The sequence below is a fragment of the Chryseobacterium defluvii genome (assembly GCF_003634775.1).
GTDB classification, from domain to species: Bacteria; Bacteroidota; Bacteroidia; order Flavobacteriales; family Weeksellaceae; genus Chryseobacterium; species Chryseobacterium defluvii.
On record NZ_RBXB01000003.1, the window covers coordinates 843314 to 861430 of the forward strand.

The following is an 18117-nucleotide window of genomic DNA, read 5'->3' on the forward strand; positions in this document are numbered from 1 at the left end:
TAGTAGAGAAAATGATCATTTTACTGTTTGGATGTTTCTTCATTTTTAGCAATATATCCATCATAAGATATAGGTTGTCTGTCATTGCTTCTCATAGAAGTTAGAGCTTTTCCGTTCTTGAAGACCTCAATAATGATTTCCGGAGCATTTTTTACATCATTAGGTTTAATTGTTACAATCCATTTTCCTTTTTTACCTTGGGATTTATTAATCGTGAAATCTTTAGAGGTAAATCTGTAGCTATTGTCATTATTGCTGTATGATGGCGTAAATGACCTTCCGAAATAAGGTAAAACAACCTCCAGAGTATTGTTTTTTAGTTCAATGGTATAATTTCCGCCACTCAGCTCCAACATTCTTGTAGAAGTAGAATTAGGCATTGAATTCATAACGTTGATAACATCGTAATTCGTAGGATTGGCTCTTGTGGCATAAAATGTAAATTCTTGGGAATTGACTAATGCATCCACTGTTTTCGGATCTGCTGTAGCTTGAGAAGAACAGCTTTGAAAGAAAAATAAAAAACCGAAAACAAATAGAAGTGAAATATATTTTTTCATGACCTTAATAATTATTAATTTTAAATAGCAAAATGTATGCAAATCTTCATTCGGGAATATTTTGGAATAGAAATTGTTAAAGTTGAATTATTAACACTCTAAACTATGAAAATAACACATCTATTAGGAATAGGAGCAATTGCAATGTCAGTTGCAGCTTGTACCACCAACCCGATCACAGGAAGGTCTTCTTTGCAGTTAGCCAATAATTCTGAAATCATGACGATGTCTGCACAGGAATATAAAACAACTTTGGCCAAAGGTAAAGTAATTACCGGAACAGCAGATGCAAAAAGAGTGGTAGGTGTAGGAAACAGAATAAAAAGCGCTGCTGAAAGATATTATCAAAGTATCGGCAGATCAGCAGATCTCGCTAATTATAAATGGGAATTTAATCTTTTACAGAGCAACGAGCTAAATGCCTGGTGTATGCCGGGTGGAAAAGTAGCGGTCTATACAGGTATTTTGCCGGTAACAAAAGATGATAACGGACTTGCAGTGGTAATGGGACACGAAGTATCTCACGCATTGGCAGGTCATGGTAATGAAAGAATTTCCCAGGCAATGGTAGCTCAATATGGAGGGGCTATTTTAGGAAGCACCATATCCAATGCTCAATGGGCAAATATTTTCCAGCAGGTGTATCCGGTAGGTTCCCAGGTGGCATTGCTGAAATATGGTAGAAATCAGGAGTCTGAAGCAGACCAAATGGGGCTATATCTGATGTCTATGGCAGGTTATGATCCGAGAGCGGCGATCCCATTCTGGAACAGAATGGAAGCAGCTTCTAAAGGGAGCAGCAGACCTCCTCAGTTTTTATCTACCCACCCTAATCCTGAAACAAGAATTTCTGATATTCAGAGAGATCTTCCTAAGGCATTAGAATATTATAAGGCTGCGGGCGGAAAAATATAGTTATTAGAATTTTAATTTTGAAAAAGCCTTATTAAATTTTCCTTACATTTGATAAGGCTTTTTAATTACTAAACACAAAATTATGAAGAGTTTATCAATTACCGGACTTATTCTTTTAGCTGTATCAGCTTTACTTTTTTACCTGACTACTGATTTTGCCGTAGAGCAGATTAAGCTTTCTCATATTATGGGAATTATGGGTGGAATAGGCATAGGGCTTATTATTGGTGGAATGGTAGGATACGTAAGTAAAGGAAGCGCCATCAAAGAAGAGCAGAAGAGGAGGGAATTTAAGCAGCTGCAAAAAGATAAAGAAGAATTAGAAAAACAGGCTGCCGAAATCGCTAAACGTCAGGCAGAACTGGAAAACCAAAATAAAAATCCTCAAATGTAATTTGAGGATTTTTTGAATAGTTGTTATTTTCAATGAATTAATTAAAATTTATATCCAACCCCTACCATAAATAAATTAGGGCGGTTGTCGTATCTGATTTCTTCACCGGATACCCTGTTGATGAAATTTCTTTCATCCTTACTTAAAGCCCCTTCGTATCTTGCATTGATAATCAGTTTCTGAATTTCAAGCTGAGCTCCGAACTGGTATCCCACGGTAAAGTTATCTCTTGCATTTTCCTTGAAGTCGTTGAACGTATCTTCTTTACTCAAATTATAACTTGCCACAGGACCTATAAAAACACCTAATGTATTTCCTAAGATATTGTATCCCAAAAGCACTGGCAAATCTATACGGTTGTTCTTAATGTCGAATGTTGTATTGGCTGCCGTATATTCATTTTTAAAAGAAGTGTAATACAATTCCGGCATTACATAAAATGAAGTCGGAAGACCTACTTTCAAGGAAAGTCCCACGTTAAAACCTACATTATTTTTACCTTCATTATTGGCAGCATCCACTACAGTTCCTTTGATGTTTTCCCAAGACGGAGAACCTGTAGGGAAAATTAAATTGGCTTTACCGGCAAGAGAAATTTGTGCAGAAGCAAATACGGAAAAACTTATTAATGCTATACTAAGTACCTTTTTCATTATCGTCTAGTTTTGTGATTGTATTTTCAATAGTTTTATTATTTTCTAGTAGATATTCTCTTAGTTCCTTAAACAACTCTGATGAATAAACGAAGTCGATGAGGTTTTTATTGCCTGCAGTAATCAGAATATCTTTGTTTCCTTCCCACTCCTTAATTCCCAATCTCAGATAAACAATCTTTTCCCCAATCGTCATTACGGAATTCATATCGTGAGTATTGATAATGGTTGTGGTATTATATTCTTTGGTGATCTCAAGCAATAAATCGTCAATTACATTTGAAGTATATGGGTCCAGCCCTGAATTAGGTTCATCACAGAACAGATATTTAGGGTGGTTTACGATGGCTCTTGCAATAGCTACACGCTTCTGCATCCCCCCGGAAATTTCAGACGGAAATTTTCTATTGGCCTTATCCAAATGAACTCTTCCTATTACTTCAAAGACCCTCCTTTTCTTTTCTCTGAAAGTAAGGTTGGTAAACATATCCAGCGGGAACATAATGTTCTCCTCTACAGTTAAGGAATCAAACAAGGCACTTCCCTGAAATAAAGTACCTATTTCAGATCGTAAATGCTGTTTTTCTTCCCTGTTCATGACATTGATATCTCTTCCATCAAAAAGGATTTCCCCTGAAGAAGGCTGATAAACATTCAATAAGCTTTTAAGAAAAACTGTCTTTCCTGAACCGCTCTGCCCAATAATTAAATTTACTTTTCCTTTCTCAAAAGTGGTTGAAATTCCTTTAAGTACTTCAACTTCATCAAAACTCTTTTTAAGATTTTTTACCTCAATCATCAGCTTAATATTAATTGGGTTAAAATTAATTCCGAAATGATAATGAAAACCATGGTCCACACTACAGCCTGTGTACTCGCTCTACCCACTTCCAGGGATCCTCCTTTTACAAAATATCCGAAATAAGCGGGAACCGTTGCGATAATGAAAGCGAATACTGTTGTTTTAGCAAAAGCATAGTAGATGAACAGGTTAGGCATATACATCTGAATACCGGTTATATAATCATTTTCCGTCCAGTTGCCTGTAAGAATTCCTGCCATATAACCACCTCCGATACCAAATACAATACTGATGGCGATTAATAATGGATTAAATAAGACACATGCTATTATTTTAGGGAATATCAGGAAATTCGGAGAATTTACTCCCATGATATCCAGAGCGTCAATCTGTTCCGAAACCCTCATCGTACCAATACTGGAGGCAATATAAGAACCTACTTTTCCCGCCAGGATCAAACTGATAATAGTAGGGGAAAATTCAAGTACCAGAACTGCTTTGGTAGCATATCCCACAAAGGTGGTCGGTATAGGGAAGGAAGACGCATCGAAATTGTTGAACATCTGAATAGCAACTACCGCTCCTACGAATATAGAGGTAAAAACCACCAACCCGAATGAATTGACTCCTAAATCATTGATCTCTCTCATGAACAGCTTCCAGAATACCCTCATTTTCTGAGGCTTCTGAAGGGATTTCCCCAAAAGAATAATATATTCTCCTACAGCTGTGAAAAACTTTTTTAACATGCTGCTAAATTAACCTTTTTTTATTAAAGCATTATTTATTTTGCGTTTTTATCCCCACCAATTACTAATAAAACAGTTTTCAAAATAATAACCAGATCCAGAACAAAACTCCAGTTTCGGACATAAAATGCATCTGCCAAAACGCGTTTATTCATTTCTACTTCAATATTCCCGAAGTCACCCCTCAGACCATTTACCTGGGCCAAGCCTGTAATTCCTGGGTTTACCATGCTTCTTAAACTGTATCTCCCAATTTTAGGTTTATAATAATTGTCTACGGCAAGCATATGGGGACGCGGACCAACCACTGACATTTCTCCTTTTAAAACATTGATAAATTGCGGCATTTCATCCAAACTTGTTTTCCTTAGGAATTTGCCTATTTTGGTAATCCTGGAATCATTATCCTGTGTCGTTTTTGTAGAAGATTCTTCATTGACAACCATAGTTCTGAATTTAATGCAAGTGAAAACCTCTTCATGAAATCCATATCTTTTTTGAAGAAAAAAAACAGGTCCTTTGGTAGTTGCTTTTATGAGTACGGCAATAATGGGAAAGAGCCAGGAACAGATGAAGGTGAGCACCAGGATGGAAAAAACAACGTCAAACGTTCTCTTTACTAAAAAGTTGGCATAATAATCCAAAGGATATTTTGCCTGGTTTAAAACAGGTTGTGTTTGAATATAAGCCAGGTCGTAAAGAAAAAAGTCACTTTGGGTGATACTGGGAATCAGAGAAACATGAACTTTATGGGCTTCCGCTCTTCTGAAAATTTCGTTTTCTGCATGTTCGCCCAGTGAATTCTCACTCGACAAGAATAAAGTATGGATTTCGTTTTCCTTCCAGAATTCCACAAGCTTGTCCGGACTAATATCATGATAAGGATAGTTGAAGATTCTGTATCCGTAGTCTGTCCTTTCGCTGAATATATTTCTTAAAATCTCGGTTGAACTGTTTTTGCCCAGAAACATCACATTCCTGTAATTGATCCCAAGGCTCCGGAAATATTTGATACCGAAGAATATAAGAGATTTCATAAGAAAAATAAAGAAAAATAAGTAAAAGGAAAGCCAGTAAATATCTGAGTTGAAAAAAACATTATAACTTACTTTTCCTATTAATAAAACCCCGATTATAAATAGTATGAAATGAATTAAAAGACGCTCAAGAAATAGGGTATAGGTCAAGTTTCTCGGAATATTATAAATTTTTGTCCTGCCACTCAGAAGCATCCAGAATAAAAATAACAATAAGAGAGAAAATATATTCTGATACCATGTTTCCCGATTATATTTTAAATCTTCATTTCTGCTGATAAAGAAAAAAATAAAGATAGATGCAATAACCAGGAGGTCAAGCAAAATGATAATCGACTTTAAATATCTAGAATATCGAATTCTTTGCATCTAATAAATACTATTAAAAACAATACTTCAAGCTAAATTACATATTTTTATGGGATGTTCAGATATTTATGAGTTTGCACTGAAGCCTGCCATTCCGGGTGAGCCAAAATAAAATCTGTGATTTTAGGATACATTTCATCACGTTTGCTCCATTCACTCTGAAGATATAGCTTACAGTTTTCCGAAACTTTGGCCGCCTGTTCCTCTGCAAAGGTAAAATCATGATTGTTGAAAATAATAACTTTCAGTTCATTCGCCCTCTGATAAATTTCCTCTTTCGGAAGGCCTGTCTTTTTAGGTGAAAGAGTAATCCAGTCCAAATGACCGCTCATCGGATAAGCACCTGATGTTTCAATATGGATGGAACATCCCAGTTCTTTCAATCTGGATGTTAATATGTCTAAATTCCACATTAATGGCTCTCCACCCGTTAATACAATTGTTTTACAATGTTTTGCAGCTGTTTCTGCAATCTCTTCAGCATTCATAAGAGGATGAAGATCAGGATTCCAGCTCTCTTTTACATCACACCAGTGACATCCGACATCGCAACCTCCTAAACGGATAAAATAAGCCGCTTTTCCGGTATGTGCCCCCTCTCCCTGTAAAGTGTAAAAATGCTCCATCACAGGGAGCATTTTACCTTCTTTTAATAAAATATCTTCTTCTTTGTTCATTTTAAAATTAGTCGTTATAGACCGAAGTTTTGTACGCAATGATGGTGTTTTTCATCAGCATCGCTCTTGTCATAGGTCCGACTCCTCCCGGAACAGGGGTGATCCAGCTTGCTTTTGTGGCACAACTGTCAAAATCCACATCACCTGCAAGGTGGTAACCTTTTGGAGAATCGTCGTCTACTCTTGTAATTCCTACGTCAATAACTACTGCTCCTTCTTTGATCATGTCTCCTTTTAAGAAGTGAGGATCCCCTAAAGCGGTAATAACGATGTCTGCTTTTTTAGTATATTCTTCAATGTCTTTAGTATAAGAGTGTGTAAGGGTAACGGTAGAGTTTCCCGGGAAATCTTTTCTTCCCATCAAAATACTCATAGGTCTTCCTACAATCTTACTTCTTCCGATGATTACACAGTCTTTCCCTTTTGTTTCAATATTATATCTTTCCAATAACGTTAAAATTCCGAATGGAGTCGCAGGTAAGAACGTATCCATTTCCAATGCCATTTTTCCGAAGTTTTCAGGGTGGAATCCGTCAACATCTTTTCTTGGATCGATAGCATTGATAATTTTTTCCTGATCGATCTGATCCGGTAAAGGCAACTGAACGATAAATCCGTCAACTGCTTTAGATTTATTTAATTCATCAATTTTTTCCAATAATTCAGATTCAGAAACCGTACTTGGGAATTTGATTAAACTGGATTGAAAACCTACTTCTTCACAGTCTTTCACTTTAGAGTTTACATACGCCTTACTTGCGCCGTTGTTCCCTACAAGAATAGCCACCAAATGAGGAGCCCTTCTTTTTCCTTCAAGGATTTTTTCAACTTCTACCTTGATTTCTGCTTTTATTTCTTTGGATACTTTAAGTCCGTCAAGAATTTCTGCCATTTTACTTTTATTAGATATTGAGTTCAAATTTACTTATTTCCTTTATAATAGTTGATCAATCCATTCGTAGAACTGTCATGAGACGTGATCATTTCACTATTTTCAAGCTCGGGCAAAATCTTGTTTGCCAAAACCTTTCCTAATTCCACTCCGAACTGATCAAAGCTGAAGATATTCCAGATCACCCCCTGAACAAAAATTTTATGTTCATACATTGCAATTAGCTGTCCCAATGAAAAAGGAGTTAATTCTTTGAACATAAATGAATTAGTAGGGGTGTTTCCGTGGAAAACCTTGAAATTTAATAATCTGTCTATTTCTTCATCAGATTTCCCGGAATTTCTTAATTCCTCTTCAACTTCCTCTTCCGTTTTTCCAAAAGCAAGCGCTTCAGTCTGAGCAAAGAAGTTGGCTAGCAATTTTTCCTGGTGATCAGAAATGTCATTACAGCTTTTTACATAAGCGATAAAATCTGCAGGAATCAATTCTGTACCCTGATGAATCAATTGGTAGAATGCATGCTGTCCGTTAGTTCCCGGTTCGCCCCAAATGATTGGTCCTGTTTCATATTCCACAAATTCTCCGCTTCTGTCAACACATTTACCATTACTTTCCATATCTCCTTGCTGAAGATAGGCTGCAAATCTGTCTAAATATTGTGAATAAGGCAAAATAGCATAGCTTGTTGCTGCATAAAAGTTACGATACCAGATTCCTAAAAGCCCCATTAAAACAGGAACGTTTTCAGAGAAATCCGCAGCCTGGAAATGCTGATCGGTATCAAATGCTCCTTTTAAAAGCTGTTCAAAGTTGTCATAACCTACCGCAAGGACGATACTCAATCCGATCGCACTCCAAAGAGAGTACCTTCCGCCAACCCAATCCCAGAATTCAAAGATATTTTCTTCTGCAATCCCGAATTTTTTAACTTCCTGAATATTAGTGGATAAAGCGACAAAGTGCTTGGCCACGTCTTCCTGTTTTCCTGCTTTTAAGAACCAGTCTTTTGCAGAATGGGCATTCGTCATTGTTTCCTGGGTGGTAAACGTTTTGGAAGCAATAATGAATAAAGTGGTTTCAGGATTTAAATCTTTAACTACTTCAGCTATATGATTTCCGTCCACGTTGGAAACAAAGTGAACTTGTAATCTGGTTTTAAAATGTTTCAAAGCGGAAACAACCATTACAGGCCCCAAATCTGAGCCTCCGATCCCAATATTCACAACATCAGTGATTTCTTTTCCGCTGAAACCTTTATGTTCTCCTGAAATAATGCTTTCGGAAAAAGATTTCATGTGCTGAAGAACTCTTTTGATCTGAGGTTTGATATTTTCACCGTCAACCAGAATCTCTTTATCGGAAAAATCTCTTAAAGCTGTATGAAGAACAGCTCTTCCTTCTGTTTCATTGATCTTATCTCCTGAGAACATTTTGGAAATGGCATCCTTTAACTGGCATTCGTCTGCAAGATTTAATAAAAGCTCTTTTGTTCGGGAGTCCATTAAGTTTTTGGAATAATCGAAAAGGAAATTATTTCTTTTTACAGAAAATTCTTCAAAACGGCTCGGGTTGTATTGGAAAAGGCTTCTTAAATCAAAATCATTACCTGCAAAATGTTCGTCAAGGGCTTTCCAGCTGTTGGTTTGTATAGGATTTATTTTTGATAGCATATTGTAGAATTATATATAAACAGGAATAGTTTACAGCGTTGAAAAATATTTCAAAACCAAGCATATAATTTCCTGGTTTGCAAATTTAAGGAAAAATAAAACCCCAAATAAATTTGAGGTCAATAAATAACATTTTTTTAAAGTAAGGCACGGAGATTCATCTGAAGCCTTTATCGATTATGGGAATAAGAGATCGGAAATATTCTTATTCATACTCCGTTTCATTCAGGATAGTTTCTAATTGCTTGGCGTAGCGTCCGTAAATATATTTTGTCCATAAAACAATACTTGCTACCACAAATAAAGTTCCTATCAATACCACCAAAATTAAAGTTTGCTGATGAGATGAAGCAAGGTCAGAAATTGACTTTCCCTTTTCTTCAAGCTGATTATAAATAGCCAGACCAATTGTTAATAGAAAGTGAGGCAGCAAAAGAAACCCGAAAGACTGGTATCTTTCCATGTTCAGACGCAGTTCGTAATAGATTTTCCACAGGCTGTTTCTTGTATTTCCGGTGTACAGTTCAGTCTGTTTGTAAAATTGATAGAACCCATAAAGATAATAAGAGGAAATTACTACCAACATGGCATAGGACGTATAATAAATGACATATTGTGAAGAAGGAAATCCGAATTGAAATGGGAAAAAAGCGATTAATATAATGGCTATAACCTGCATTACAAATTCCCTTTTCATTGTTCTCTGGATGCGTTCAATAGGATGTTTGCTCTCCTTTAGCTTTTTTATAGAGTCGGGAATATTGATATCTTCATTGTTCTCATTATTCCATTCATTTTTTAATTGATCAAAATTCATAACCTGATTTTTTTATGATTTGCTGTATTTTTTCTTTTGTTCTGTTGAGTTTTACACGGGCGTTGCCTTCACTTAGCCCGAGATGGTTTCCGATTTCACGATGAGAAAGCCCTTCCATAAAGTAAAAGATGATAGCTTTTTCCAAAGGATTGAGCTCCTGGACCGCTTTATAAAAAATCTCCAATTGTTTATCTTTTGCAGGATTGTATTCTTCGGTCTGTACTTCAAAATGATGAGGTGCGTCGGAATGATTCGTCGTTCTTTGTTTTTCTTTTTTTAAATAAGTAATAGCAGTATTGATGGCTACACGGTACATCCATGTGGAAAATTCACTGTTTCCTTTAAAGCTCTGATAAGATTTCCAGAGCTGTATCATTATTTCCTGCTGGAGGTCTTCCCGGTCCTCTAACGAATCAGCATACATTCTGGAGGCCTTGTATAAAATGCCTTTGTGCTGATTGACCTGTTTCAAAAATGTGATTTCTGTTTGATTGTTCACCGTATTTCTCTGGTTTTGTTACAGGTTGCTAATTGGTTTTACAGTATATCCTTTAGATTTTAATAAACTGATCAATCCGTTATCTCCCCATAAATGGCCGCTTCCCACTGCGAAAAATGAACGTTCCTTTTTCATCATTTCCGGCATCTTTTCAACCCAGTTTTTATTTCTGTTAGAAAGCATAGCTTCTTCCTGTTTTTCATTCATGAATCTTTTGTCTTTAAGAAGCATATCTAATGTTTTGAGGTCCTCATTTTTGAAGGCATTAATCGTTTTTTGCATCAGGATTTCATATTCTTTACCCATTTTCAGTTGAGCGATAATGTCTTTTAAATGGTATGCCTTGTTTATAGAATTCAACTGATCGTTAACACTTTCCAATCCTTTAATACTTTTTTTCTCCTTTAATGCCTTTTGCAAAAGCTCTAATTCATACATTTTCACCTCTGTTTGCGGACACGGAATTGCTTTGGTGGAAATAAGAGCATATAATGCCTGAGAACTGTAATTGTCTACATTTTGTAAATTAGTGTGATACTCTTTTAAGATTTCATCTAATTCATTTGCCTCTGTAGAAGTAAGCTGTTCAGAGATCTTTTTATCTGCCTGAAGCATTTTTTGTAAGGCGGTCATTTCTCCCGGATCTGTATAATTGATTTCCATGACAAGGCTTTCCGATTTTTCAAGAGCTTTAAGTACTTTGGGCTTCATTTCAAAATCTTTTTTGCACATTACATGGATTGTTCCAAGCAGATAAGAAGGTTGAGACAGTCCGTTCCCTGAAATTTCCCATAAAATACTTTTGTCCTGTGCCTTTGTAATAACAGCTGTGAATGATAATAAAACGGCTAATCCAAATGTAACTAATTTTTTCATGATATTATTTTTTGATTTTTTATGGTTTTAATGAGTAGGTAATAGAGTGAAAAGTTTCGTTACAGTTTTTTTTGAAAAAAATAAAAGAAAAACCTCCGGGGGAACCGGAGGCTTGTAAAATCTAAAATTATGATGATAACCGAGAGGTTAGGATAGCATGATCAATCATTCAGAAAGGGTTGGAGTATTGTTTTTCAAAGGCTTTCTTTTTCTTAAAAAATATATGACTAATCCCAGTATTAATAAAATTGGCCAAACAGTAATCAATCCTACTGCAATTTTTTGAATCAGGTAAAAACCTTCTACAAAAGCATTTTTAGCATCGTAGATAAAATTGAATTTATATTTATTATCAATATTATGGGAATTGGTTATAGCAATTTCAGCAATGCGGAGTTTAGGTTCCTTGATGTAAATATCAATAGTACTGTATTTCAGATTATCGGTAACATCCATATTGGCGAGCTGTTGCAAATTATCTTCCGTCATATTTTCATCTCCCATTTTCACCTTGTCTTTATTGGTTTTCAGTTGAGAGATATTTTCGCCGGTTTTTTTGATTCTTTTCCCTTCCAGTTCTGCATACTTTATATTTGCAGTTACATCCTCCGCATTGATGACCCTTGAGTTCAAAAACAGTTTTTTATTATTGATTAGAGTCAAAAGCTCACCCAATCTTTCTGTAGGGACACGCACCTGCATCGTGTTTTCTGTCTGATATTTCTTTACCAGCATCGCATTTTCATTGGAAGTATTGTAAATGTCTTCCGAAATTACATTGCTGTGTAATTCACTATGAGTTACGAATCCTCCCAGATCCTGAACTGATTTTTCAATGGAAATCGTCGCTTCATAAACATCCTTCACTTCCATATTGACATCTGCTGTTTTGATGAATTGTTTATCTTTTACCTTCATATTGGCAACAGAAGAAACACTGTCGGAAATCATAGCCGAAGCAGAATCTGCGGAAGCCGATAGTTCATAATCGCTTGCTGTTGCCTCGCCTTTTTTACATGAGTATACACCTAAAAGCAGTAATGATGCTAATGATAATTTGATGTAAGTGGTTTTCATAATGTTGATTTTTATTGTTTTGCTTACCTCAAAGTTCAGCCTGATTTTTTTGTAATATTTGAAAATTGCAAGTAAAAAATTTGTAAATAAAATAGCATGGATAAATATATGTAAATCAATACTTTGTAAAACGCGTGATTAAATTAAGGCTTAATTTCGGATTGATTTTTGCATGCTTTTTACAAACCAAAACCACCATAATAACTATGTCCAGCCCTTTTTCCAAAATCAAAAACGCAATAGAGTTATTCAAGTCAATAGACTTTGATCAGCTGAGTGCCATTTCTCAAAAAGTGGACCTTCCGAAACTGATGCATAATTTTTCAAAATTAGATGACAAACAGTTGAGCGGATTAATGAAAATGCTTGATCCGGATAAACCGAAAAAAGAGCTTCCGCCCATTGATGGAGATTTCTACGATATCTATCATACGCTGACACCGGAACAAAGAGACATTCAGCTTAAAGTAAGGGCTTTCATGGAAAAAGAAGTGAAACCTCTGGTCAACCACTACTGGCTGAGAGATGAATTTCCGTTTGAATTGATTCCGAAATTCCAGAAGCTGGATATCTGCGGAGTAACCTATGAAGGATACGGCTGTCCCGGAATGCCGTTTTTGATGGAAGGGGTCATTGCAATGGAAATGGCGAGAATTGATGCATCTATTGCCACTTTTTTTGGAGTACAGTCCGGATTGGCTATGGGCTCTATCTACATCTGCGGATCCGAAGAACAAAAACAGAAATGGCTTCCACAAATGCAGAAATTCGAGAAAATCGGCGCGTTTGGATTAACGGAGCCGGAAGTAGGTTCGGGAGCAGCAGGTGGTTTAACGGTAACCTGTAAAAAAACACCTGAAGGCTGGATACTGAACGGACAAAAAAAATGGATTGGAAACGCAACTTTTGCTGACCTGGTGATCATTTGGGCAAGAGATCTGGATAATGGGGAAGTAAAAGGGTTTATTGTAGAAAAAGATAATCCCGGATATTCCGTAGAGAAGATCAAAGGGAAAATGGCCTTAAGAATTGTTCAGAACGGACTGATCACGTTAAAAGACTGTCTGGTTACGGAGGAAAATCGCCTCCAGAATGCCAATTCATTTAAAGATACGGGGAAAGTCCTGCGTATGACAAGGGCCGGAGTGGCGTGGATGGCAACGGGATGTGCAAGAGGAGCTTATGAAAGTGCATTGGATTATACCAGAAAAAGAGAACAATTCGGAAAACCTATCGCTTCATTCCAGATGATTCAGGGACATCTCGTAGAAATGTTATCGAATCTCACCGCTATGCAAACGATGGTATTCAGATTATCCGAAATGCAGGACGAAGGGATTCTGAAAGATGAGCACGCTTCTTTAGCCAAGGTTTTCTGCACCTTGAGAACCAGGGACATTGTTTCCAGGGCACGTGAAGTAATGGGAGGAAACGGAATTCTTCTGGAGTATGATGTTGCAAGATTTGTTGCTGATGCGGAAGCCATTTATTCCTATGAAGGAACGAAAGAAATCAATTCATTAATTGTAGGAAGGTCTATTACAGGCTTCAGTGCATTTGTATAATTTAAAAATGAATGGTCAATAGTCAATTAACCTTGTTGTCAATTTTAAGAATTCACTTGCGAAGCAAAATTCACGATTGACCTTTCACTTAACATATTAGCTTACTAAAGCTTTATATTTTTCTTTATTATCAATAATCATCCAAAGGTTGATCAGGAACATCACTCCCGCAATTGTCATTCCCATGGGAGATTTATCCATGGTGAAAACATGAACAACAATTCCTACCATTACAGGTAAAATAACAATAGCTCCTAAAGCTCTTGTTTTTGGGAAAATAAATAATAGTCCCCCAATGATTTCTACAATTCCAACTAATGGCATCAACCAGCTGATTTCTCCAAAAGCAGCGAAAAGCTTCATTTGTTCCGGAGTGGGTTTCTCCATGGGCATATAATTAAAGAATTTGTTCAATCCGGCATTAATGAACATAAGCCCGAAAAGTAAGCTTACAATGAATTTTACTATTTTCATGATTCTTGGATTTTTTATCAAATTTAAATAAAAAACACATTGATATTCTCTCATTAGAGAATTTTTTATTATTTCATGCCTTATACTTTATATATTTGCTAAACCAAACCAACTAAACAGTAATATTATGTTGAAAAATCTTCAAAAATTAAATCGCGAAAACTTAAAGAAAATCAATGGTGGTGCGGAACCTTGTGATATAGCACCGATAGACTGCCCATGCATTGTTCCTCCCGGTCATCCGTGCCTTGGAGGTGGTGATCCGGGTGGTGGCGGGACATTAGGATATTGCCCGAATGACGGAGCCTATATTCCTTGTGATCAGCTTTGTTCTGACGGCAGACAGCCGCTCTGTCCTTTATAATTAAAAAAGCCCTCCAACCGGAGGGCTTTTTTAATCCTTTTCTTGTAAGGTGATATTTTTAGAGATTTTATAGCTTTTTTTCTTTTTATGAGGCTTCTCTTCCTCTCCAAGTAATCTTCCCCAAGGTTTCAGATCTTCCACTCTTTCAAAGATGATCTTAATAATGGCGATGGCCGGAATACAGAGAAACATACCCGCAATACCCCAAAGGTGCTCTCCTATTACAATACCAATAAACGAGAACAGTGCATTGATTTTCACTTTGGAACCTACAACAAAAGGAAGAACAATATTTCCGTCGATAATGTGAACTCCTACATACCCGATAATAACATAAATGCAGGTTGCCGGTGTACTGGTAGCAAAAGCAATAAAGCACGATATTAAAAGGGAGATAAGTATTCCCAAATAAGGAATCACATTCAGCAATCCCGTTAAAACGCCTAAGAGAACAGCATACTTCACTCCTAAAACACTAAGCACAATAGTCGTAAATATGGATACAATAATCACCTGAAGACAAAGCCCTATGATATATTTTTTGGTCATCACCCTTACTTCGTTGACTACTTCCTGCACACTGGATTTATGCTTTTCATTAAAAACAGAAACGATGAAGTTGTTCAGAATTCTTCTGTAATTCAAAATAAAAATGAAAAAGAGAATAAAGAATATAATAAAACCAATTCCGGTTGAGAATATGCCAAAAGTAAAGCCGAGAATTACCCCGGAAGAAGATAAAAGCTTATTTAAGCCCTGATCAAGATAATCCAGCTGCTCATCAATTTTTACATGAAAAGTCTCAGAAACCCATTTTTGAAGGCTGTTGAAAACCGTATCAAATTGTGCCCTTAAATGAGGTATATCTTTGCTGAAACTGGACAGCTGTGATCCAAAGAAATATATAAGTCCGGTTAAAATAATCAGCATGATCATCACAGAAGTCATGGTAGATAAAGATCTCGGGAACCTTAGCTTTCTTTCCATAAAAGTAGCCACCGGCAAAAACAGCATAGCCATTAAAAATGCAAGGAAAAAAGGAGAAAGAATACTCTGGCCTAAAGCCAGAAGATATCCGATACCAATGATGGAAACGACAACAAGGGTAAGTTTCAGGAGAAAAGGGATTCTAAAAAAGTTCATTTTGCAGTTATTCAGTATAAAAATACTAAAAAGCCCTTAATTGGAAGGCTTCATCATCTTTATAATTTGATTAATTTATTTCTTCCGCAAAGTATGAAAATAAAACTCGCTCCAACTATGGAGCGAATTTTTTATTGAGAGTTAATATGTATAAATTTTTATTTTTCGATAGCGATGTCAATTACTTCCTCCATTCTGTTTACGTAATGAACTTTCAGGTTTTTTAAATAATCTTTCTTGATTTCTTCCACATCTTTTCTGTTAGCTTCACAAAGAATTACATCTTTAATTCCGGCTCTGGTAGCTGCTAAAAGCTTTTCTTTAATTCCACCTACAGGAAGCACTTTACCTCTTAAAGTAATTTCCCCCGTCATGGCCATATGCGGTTTTACTTTTTTATTCTTAAAAGAAGATACCATGGATGTTAACATCGCAATACCTGCAGAAGGTCCGTCTTTAGGTGTTGCCCCTTCAGGAACGTGAACGTGGATGTTTTTCTTTTCCAGATCCTCCTGATCAATTCCAAGCTCATGATGCTTCGCCTTAATATACTCTAAAGCAATTGTAGCCGATTCCTTCATCACGGTTCCCAGATTACCGGTCATCGTAAGAGTTCCTTTACCATTGCTTAAAATACTTTCAATGAATAAGATATCTCCTCCCACACTTGTCCAGGCCAATCCTGTAACCACTCCCGGGACTCCGGTAATTTCAGATAAGCTCTTCGGTCTTGGGACTCCTAAAATTTCATCTACTTTTTCAAGAGAAATTTTACGGTCGTATTCTTTCAATAATGCCGTTTGTAAAGCTACCCAACGGGCAATGGAAGCGATTCTTTTCTCTAAAGATCTTACTCCGCTTTCAGAAGTATGTGCTTCAATAATATGCTTAAGTTCAGAATTTCCAAGCTTGAATGATTTAGAATCCAAACCATTTTCCTCCTGCTGCTTTTTGATGAGGTGTCTTTTGGCAATCTCTATCTTTTCTTCCAATGTATATCCTGCGATTTGGATGATCTCTGTTCTGTCCAAAAGAGGAGTCTGTATCGTTGAAAGAGAGTTGGCTGTAGCAATGAACATTACTTTAGATAGATTATAACCCATTTCTAAGAAATTATCATAGAAAGATTTATTCTGTTCAGGATCAAGAACTTCCAGAAGCGCTGAACTCGGGTCTCCGTGAAGACCTTGCCCGATCTTATCAATCTCATCCAAAACAATAACAGGATTCGATGTTCCGGACTTTTTAATAGACTGGAGAATTCTTCCGGCCATTGCACCAATATAGGTTTTTCTATGTCCCCTGATCTCACTTTCATCATGAAGGCCACCCAATGATAATCTTACGTATTTTCTGCCTAAAGCATCTGCAATTGATTTTCCTAAAGAAGTTTTACCCACTCCGGGAGGACCAACCAAAAGAAGGATAGGAGATCTCATATTGTTTTTCAATTTTAGAACAGCCATATGTTCCAAAATCCTTTTTTTGATATCTTCCAGTCCGAAATGAGCCTTATCTAAAACTTTTTCGGCTCTGGCAATGTCAAAAATATCTTTAGTATAAGTTTCCCAGGGAAGATCCGTAAAAAAATCCAGATAATTTCTCTGAACATTATAATCCGGAGAATTAGGGTTCTGGCGTTGAAGTCTGCCGATTTCTTTCTGGAAATGCTCCTCCACTTCATTGTTCCATTTTTTGGCTCTGGCTTTTTTGATCAGTTCTTCAACATCACTTTCCGGACCGCCTCCCAATTCCTCCTGAATGGTTCTGATCTGTTGATTTAAAAAATATTCTCTTTGCTGCTTATCCAGGTCTTTTGATGTCTTCTGATGAATCTGATTTCTCAATTCCAGTTTTCTGAAATCTTCATGCATCATCTCATAACATTTATTTGCCCTTTCTATCAGGTTTTTCTCTTCAAGCAGTTTCTGCTTGTCTGCCGGTGAGAAATTAGCATTGGTGCAGATGAAATTTAATAAATCATCATTATTATTGATGTTTTTAATCGCAAAATTGGCCGCGTTGGGAATGTTAGGATCAAGTTCGATAATCTTTAAAGCCAGATCCTTGATGTTTTCAAGCAAGGCTTCATATTCTTCTATATTTTTAGGCTTATTGTCTTTCAGCTTGGAAATTTCAGCTTTAAAATAAGGCTGTGTTTCAACGTACTTTTTGACCTTAAACCGGTGAAACCCTTTAGTAATGGCTGTAATATTCCCTTCAGGAAGCTTGATGATTTTGATGATCTTAGCCAAGGTACCAATCTGAAAAAGATCCTTCTCGGCAGGTTGCTCTAAATCTGAATTTTTCTGGCTGATAATTCCGATAAGATCTCCATTTTTTTGGGCCTCTTCAAGCAGTTGTATAGATGTTTTTCTTCCTGCCGTAATAGGAATCACCACATTCGGGAACATTACCATATTTCTTACGGGAAGTATAGGGAATATTTTCTGTTCGGAATTTTTCTCAGTCTCGGTAAGGTCGGAAAGATTGATCTCCTCGGCCACAATATCGAATCCGTCGCTGATTATTTCTTCTAAACTCATATCTTCAAATTCTGTCATAGTCAATCGAATGACAAATT

General features: G+C 36.5%; 19 protein-coding genes. 4 read left to right on the top strand and 15 right to left on the bottom strand.

Features of this window, described 5'->3' with window-relative positions; all coding sequences use genetic code 11:
• Positions 1-20: 20 nt before the first annotated feature.
• On the bottom strand, positions 21-560 hold the full coding sequence (locus tag BCF58_RS15760; protein ID WP_121462752.1) for a DUF4251 domain-containing protein: 540 nt from the start codon (positions 558-560) through the stop codon (positions 21-23).
• Positions 561-665: 105 nt separating this feature from the next.
• Here BCF58_RS15760 and BCF58_RS15765 point away from each other — a divergent pair, with 105 nt between their 5' ends.
• Positions 666-1475, top strand: a complete 810-nt coding sequence (locus BCF58_RS15765) for a M48 family metallopeptidase (protein WP_121462753.1) — start codon at positions 666-668, stop codon at positions 1473-1475.
• Positions 1476-1557: 82 nt separating this feature from the next.
• Positions 1558-1869, top strand: a complete 312-nt coding sequence (locus tag BCF58_RS15770; RefSeq protein WP_121462754.1) for a DUF1049 domain-containing protein — start codon at positions 1558-1560, stop codon at positions 1867-1869.
• Between the two features lie 41 nt (positions 1870-1910).
• On the opposite strand, the gene BCF58_RS15775 is transcribed toward BCF58_RS15770, so the two are convergent.
• The 11 genes from BCF58_RS15775 to BCF58_RS15825 form a co-directional block, all read right to left on the bottom strand.
• Entirely contained in the window at positions 1911-2522 is a 612-nt protein-coding gene (locus BCF58_RS15775) for an outer membrane beta-barrel protein (protein ID WP_121462755.1), read from the bottom strand.
• The gene (locus BCF58_RS15780) at positions 2506-3321 is read right to left on the bottom strand and encodes an ABC transporter ATP-binding protein (RefSeq protein ID WP_121462756.1); all 816 of its coding nucleotides are present in this window, start codon (positions 3319-3321) and stop codon (positions 2506-2508) included. Before BCF58_RS15780 ends, BCF58_RS15775 begins: the two co-directional genes overlap by 17 nt.
• The gene (locus BCF58_RS15785; RefSeq protein ID WP_121462757.1) at positions 3321-4073 is read right to left on the bottom strand and encodes an MlaE family ABC transporter permease; all 753 of its coding nucleotides are present in this window, start codon (positions 4071-4073) and stop codon (positions 3321-3323) included. The genes BCF58_RS15780 and BCF58_RS15785 overlap by 1 nt, the downstream gene beginning before the upstream one ends.
• 35 nt (positions 4074-4108) lie before the next feature.
• Positions 4109-5479, bottom strand: a complete 1371-nt coding sequence (locus BCF58_RS15790; protein ID WP_121462758.1) for an exopolysaccharide biosynthesis polyprenyl glycosylphosphotransferase — start codon at positions 5477-5479, stop codon at positions 4109-4111.
• A 47-nt stretch (positions 5480-5526) separates the two neighbouring features.
• Entirely contained in the window at positions 5527-6156 is a 630-nt protein-coding gene (locus tag BCF58_RS15795) for a 7-carboxy-7-deazaguanine synthase QueE (protein ID WP_121462759.1), read from the bottom strand.
• 7 nt (positions 6157-6163) lie between these two features.
• Positions 6164-7048, bottom strand: coding sequence for a bifunctional 5,10-methylenetetrahydrofolate dehydrogenase/5,10-methenyltetrahydrofolate cyclohydrolase (locus BCF58_RS15800; RefSeq protein ID WP_121462760.1), 885 nt, complete (start codon positions 7046-7048; stop codon positions 6164-6166).
• 29 nt (positions 7049-7077) lie between these two features.
• Positions 7078-8718, bottom strand: coding sequence for a glucose-6-phosphate isomerase (gene pgi / locus BCF58_RS15805; protein ID WP_121462761.1), 1641 nt, complete (start codon positions 8716-8718; stop codon positions 7078-7080).
• 205 nt (positions 8719-8923) lie between these two features.
• Positions 8924-9535, bottom strand: coding sequence for a hypothetical protein (locus BCF58_RS15810; protein WP_121462762.1), 612 nt, complete (start codon positions 9533-9535; stop codon positions 8924-8926).
• Positions 9525-10034 carry an RNA polymerase sigma factor gene (locus BCF58_RS15815; protein WP_121462763.1) on the bottom strand — a complete coding sequence of 170 codons (510 nt, stop codon included), beginning with the start codon at positions 10032-10034 and terminating at the stop codon, positions 9525-9527. Before BCF58_RS15815 ends, BCF58_RS15810 begins: the two co-directional genes overlap by 11 nt.
• A gap of 18 nt (positions 10035-10052) precedes the next feature.
• Positions 10053-10910, bottom strand: a complete 858-nt coding sequence (locus BCF58_RS15820) for a TraB/GumN family protein (protein ID WP_121462764.1) — start codon at positions 10908-10910, stop codon at positions 10053-10055.
• A 165-nt stretch (positions 10911-11075) separates the two neighbouring features.
• Positions 11076-11987 carry a DUF4349 domain-containing protein gene (locus tag BCF58_RS15825; RefSeq protein ID WP_121462765.1) on the bottom strand — a complete coding sequence of 304 codons (912 nt, stop codon included), beginning with the start codon at positions 11985-11987 and terminating at the stop codon, positions 11076-11078.
• A gap of 206 nt (positions 11988-12193) precedes the next feature.
• On the opposite strand from BCF58_RS15825, the gene BCF58_RS15830 reads away from it, so the two are divergent.
• The gene (locus BCF58_RS15830; protein WP_121462766.1) at positions 12194-13552 is read left to right on the top strand and encodes an acyl-CoA dehydrogenase family protein; all 1359 of its coding nucleotides are present in this window, start codon (positions 12194-12196) and stop codon (positions 13550-13552) included.
• Between the two features lie 96 nt (positions 13553-13648).
• Here BCF58_RS15830 and BCF58_RS15835 read toward each other — a convergent pair whose 3' ends face one another.
• Positions 13649-14026 (bottom strand): DoxX family protein, encoded by a 378-nt coding sequence (locus BCF58_RS15835; RefSeq protein WP_121462767.1) that lies wholly within the window; start codon positions 14024-14026, stop codon positions 13649-13651.
• 127 nt (positions 14027-14153) lie between these two features.
• Between BCF58_RS15835 and BCF58_RS15840 the strand changes: the two genes are divergently transcribed.
• Positions 14154-14390: a bacteriocin-like protein gene (locus BCF58_RS15840; RefSeq protein ID WP_228434824.1), complete on the top strand. Its 237-nt coding sequence runs from the start codon at positions 14154-14156 to the stop codon at positions 14388-14390.
• Positions 14391-14420: 30 nt separating this feature from the next.
• Here the strand turns inward: BCF58_RS15840 and BCF58_RS15845 are convergent, their stop codons facing one another.
• Both BCF58_RS15845 and lon read right to left on the bottom strand, forming a co-directional pair.
• Positions 14421-15533 (bottom strand): AI-2E family transporter, encoded by a 1113-nt coding sequence (locus tag BCF58_RS15845; RefSeq protein ID WP_121462768.1) that lies wholly within the window; start codon positions 15531-15533, stop codon positions 14421-14423.
• Positions 15534-15691: 158 nt separating this feature from the next.
• Positions 15692-18079: an endopeptidase La gene (gene lon, locus BCF58_RS15850; protein ID WP_394337676.1), complete on the bottom strand. Its 2388-nt coding sequence runs from the start codon at positions 18077-18079 to the stop codon at positions 15692-15694.
• Between the last annotated feature and the right edge of the window lie 38 nt (positions 18080-18117).

Coding starts and splice junctions, on each gene's coding strand:
- BCF58_RS15760 (WP_121462752.1), bottom strand. CDS start 560: ATGAAAAAATATATTTCACTTCTATTTGTTTTCGGTTTTTTATTTTTC.
- BCF58_RS15765 (WP_121462753.1), top strand. CDS start 666: ATGAAAATAACACATCTATTAGGAATAGGAGCAATTGCAATGTCAGTT.
- BCF58_RS15770 (WP_121462754.1), top strand. CDS start 1,558: ATGAAGAGTTTATCAATTACCGGACTTATTCTTTTAGCTGTATCAGCT.
- BCF58_RS15775 (WP_121462755.1), bottom strand. CDS start 2,522: ATGAAAAAGGTACTTAGTATAGCATTAATAAGTTTTTCCGTATTTGCT.
- BCF58_RS15780 (WP_121462756.1), bottom strand. CDS start 3,321: ATGATTGAGGTAAAAAATCTTAAAAAGAGTTTTGATGAAGTTGAAGTA.
- BCF58_RS15785 (WP_121462757.1), bottom strand. CDS start 4,073: ATGTTAAAAAAGTTTTTCACAGCTGTAGGAGAATATATTATTCTTTTG.
- BCF58_RS15790 (WP_121462758.1), bottom strand. CDS start 5,479: ATGCAAAGAATTCGATATTCTAGATATTTAAAGTCGATTATCATTTTG.
- BCF58_RS15795 (WP_121462759.1), bottom strand. CDS start 6,156: ATGAACAAAGAAGAAGATATTTTATTAAAAGAAGGTAAAATGCTCCCT.
- BCF58_RS15800 (WP_121462760.1), bottom strand. CDS start 7,048: ATGGCAGAAATTCTTGACGGACTTAAAGTATCCAAAGAAATAAAAGCA.
- pgi (WP_121462761.1), bottom strand. CDS start 8,718: ATGCTATCAAAAATAAATCCTATACAAACCAACAGCTGGAAAGCCCTT.
- BCF58_RS15810 (WP_121462762.1), bottom strand. CDS start 9,535: ATGAATTTTGATCAATTAAAAAATGAATGGAATAATGAGAACAATGAA.
- BCF58_RS15820 (WP_121462764.1), bottom strand. CDS start 10,910: ATGAAAAAATTAGTTACATTTGGATTAGCCGTTTTATTATCATTCACA.
- BCF58_RS15825 (WP_121462765.1), bottom strand. CDS start 11,987: ATGAAAACCACTTACATCAAATTATCATTAGCATCATTACTGCTTTTA.
- BCF58_RS15830 (WP_121462766.1), top strand. CDS start 12,194: ATGTCCAGCCCTTTTTCCAAAATCAAAAACGCAATAGAGTTATTCAAG.
- BCF58_RS15835 (WP_121462767.1), bottom strand. CDS start 14,026: ATGAAAATAGTAAAATTCATTGTAAGCTTACTTTTCGGGCTTATGTTC.
- BCF58_RS15840 (WP_228434824.1), top strand. CDS start 14,154: ATGTTGAAAAATCTTCAAAAATTAAATCGCGAAAACTTAAAGAAAATC.
- BCF58_RS15845 (WP_121462768.1), bottom strand. CDS start 15,533: ATGAACTTTTTTAGAATCCCTTTTCTCCTGAAACTTACCCTTGTTGTC.
- lon (WP_394337676.1), bottom strand. CDS start 18,079: ATGAGTTTAGAAGAAATAATCAGCGACGGATTCGATATTGTGGCCGAG.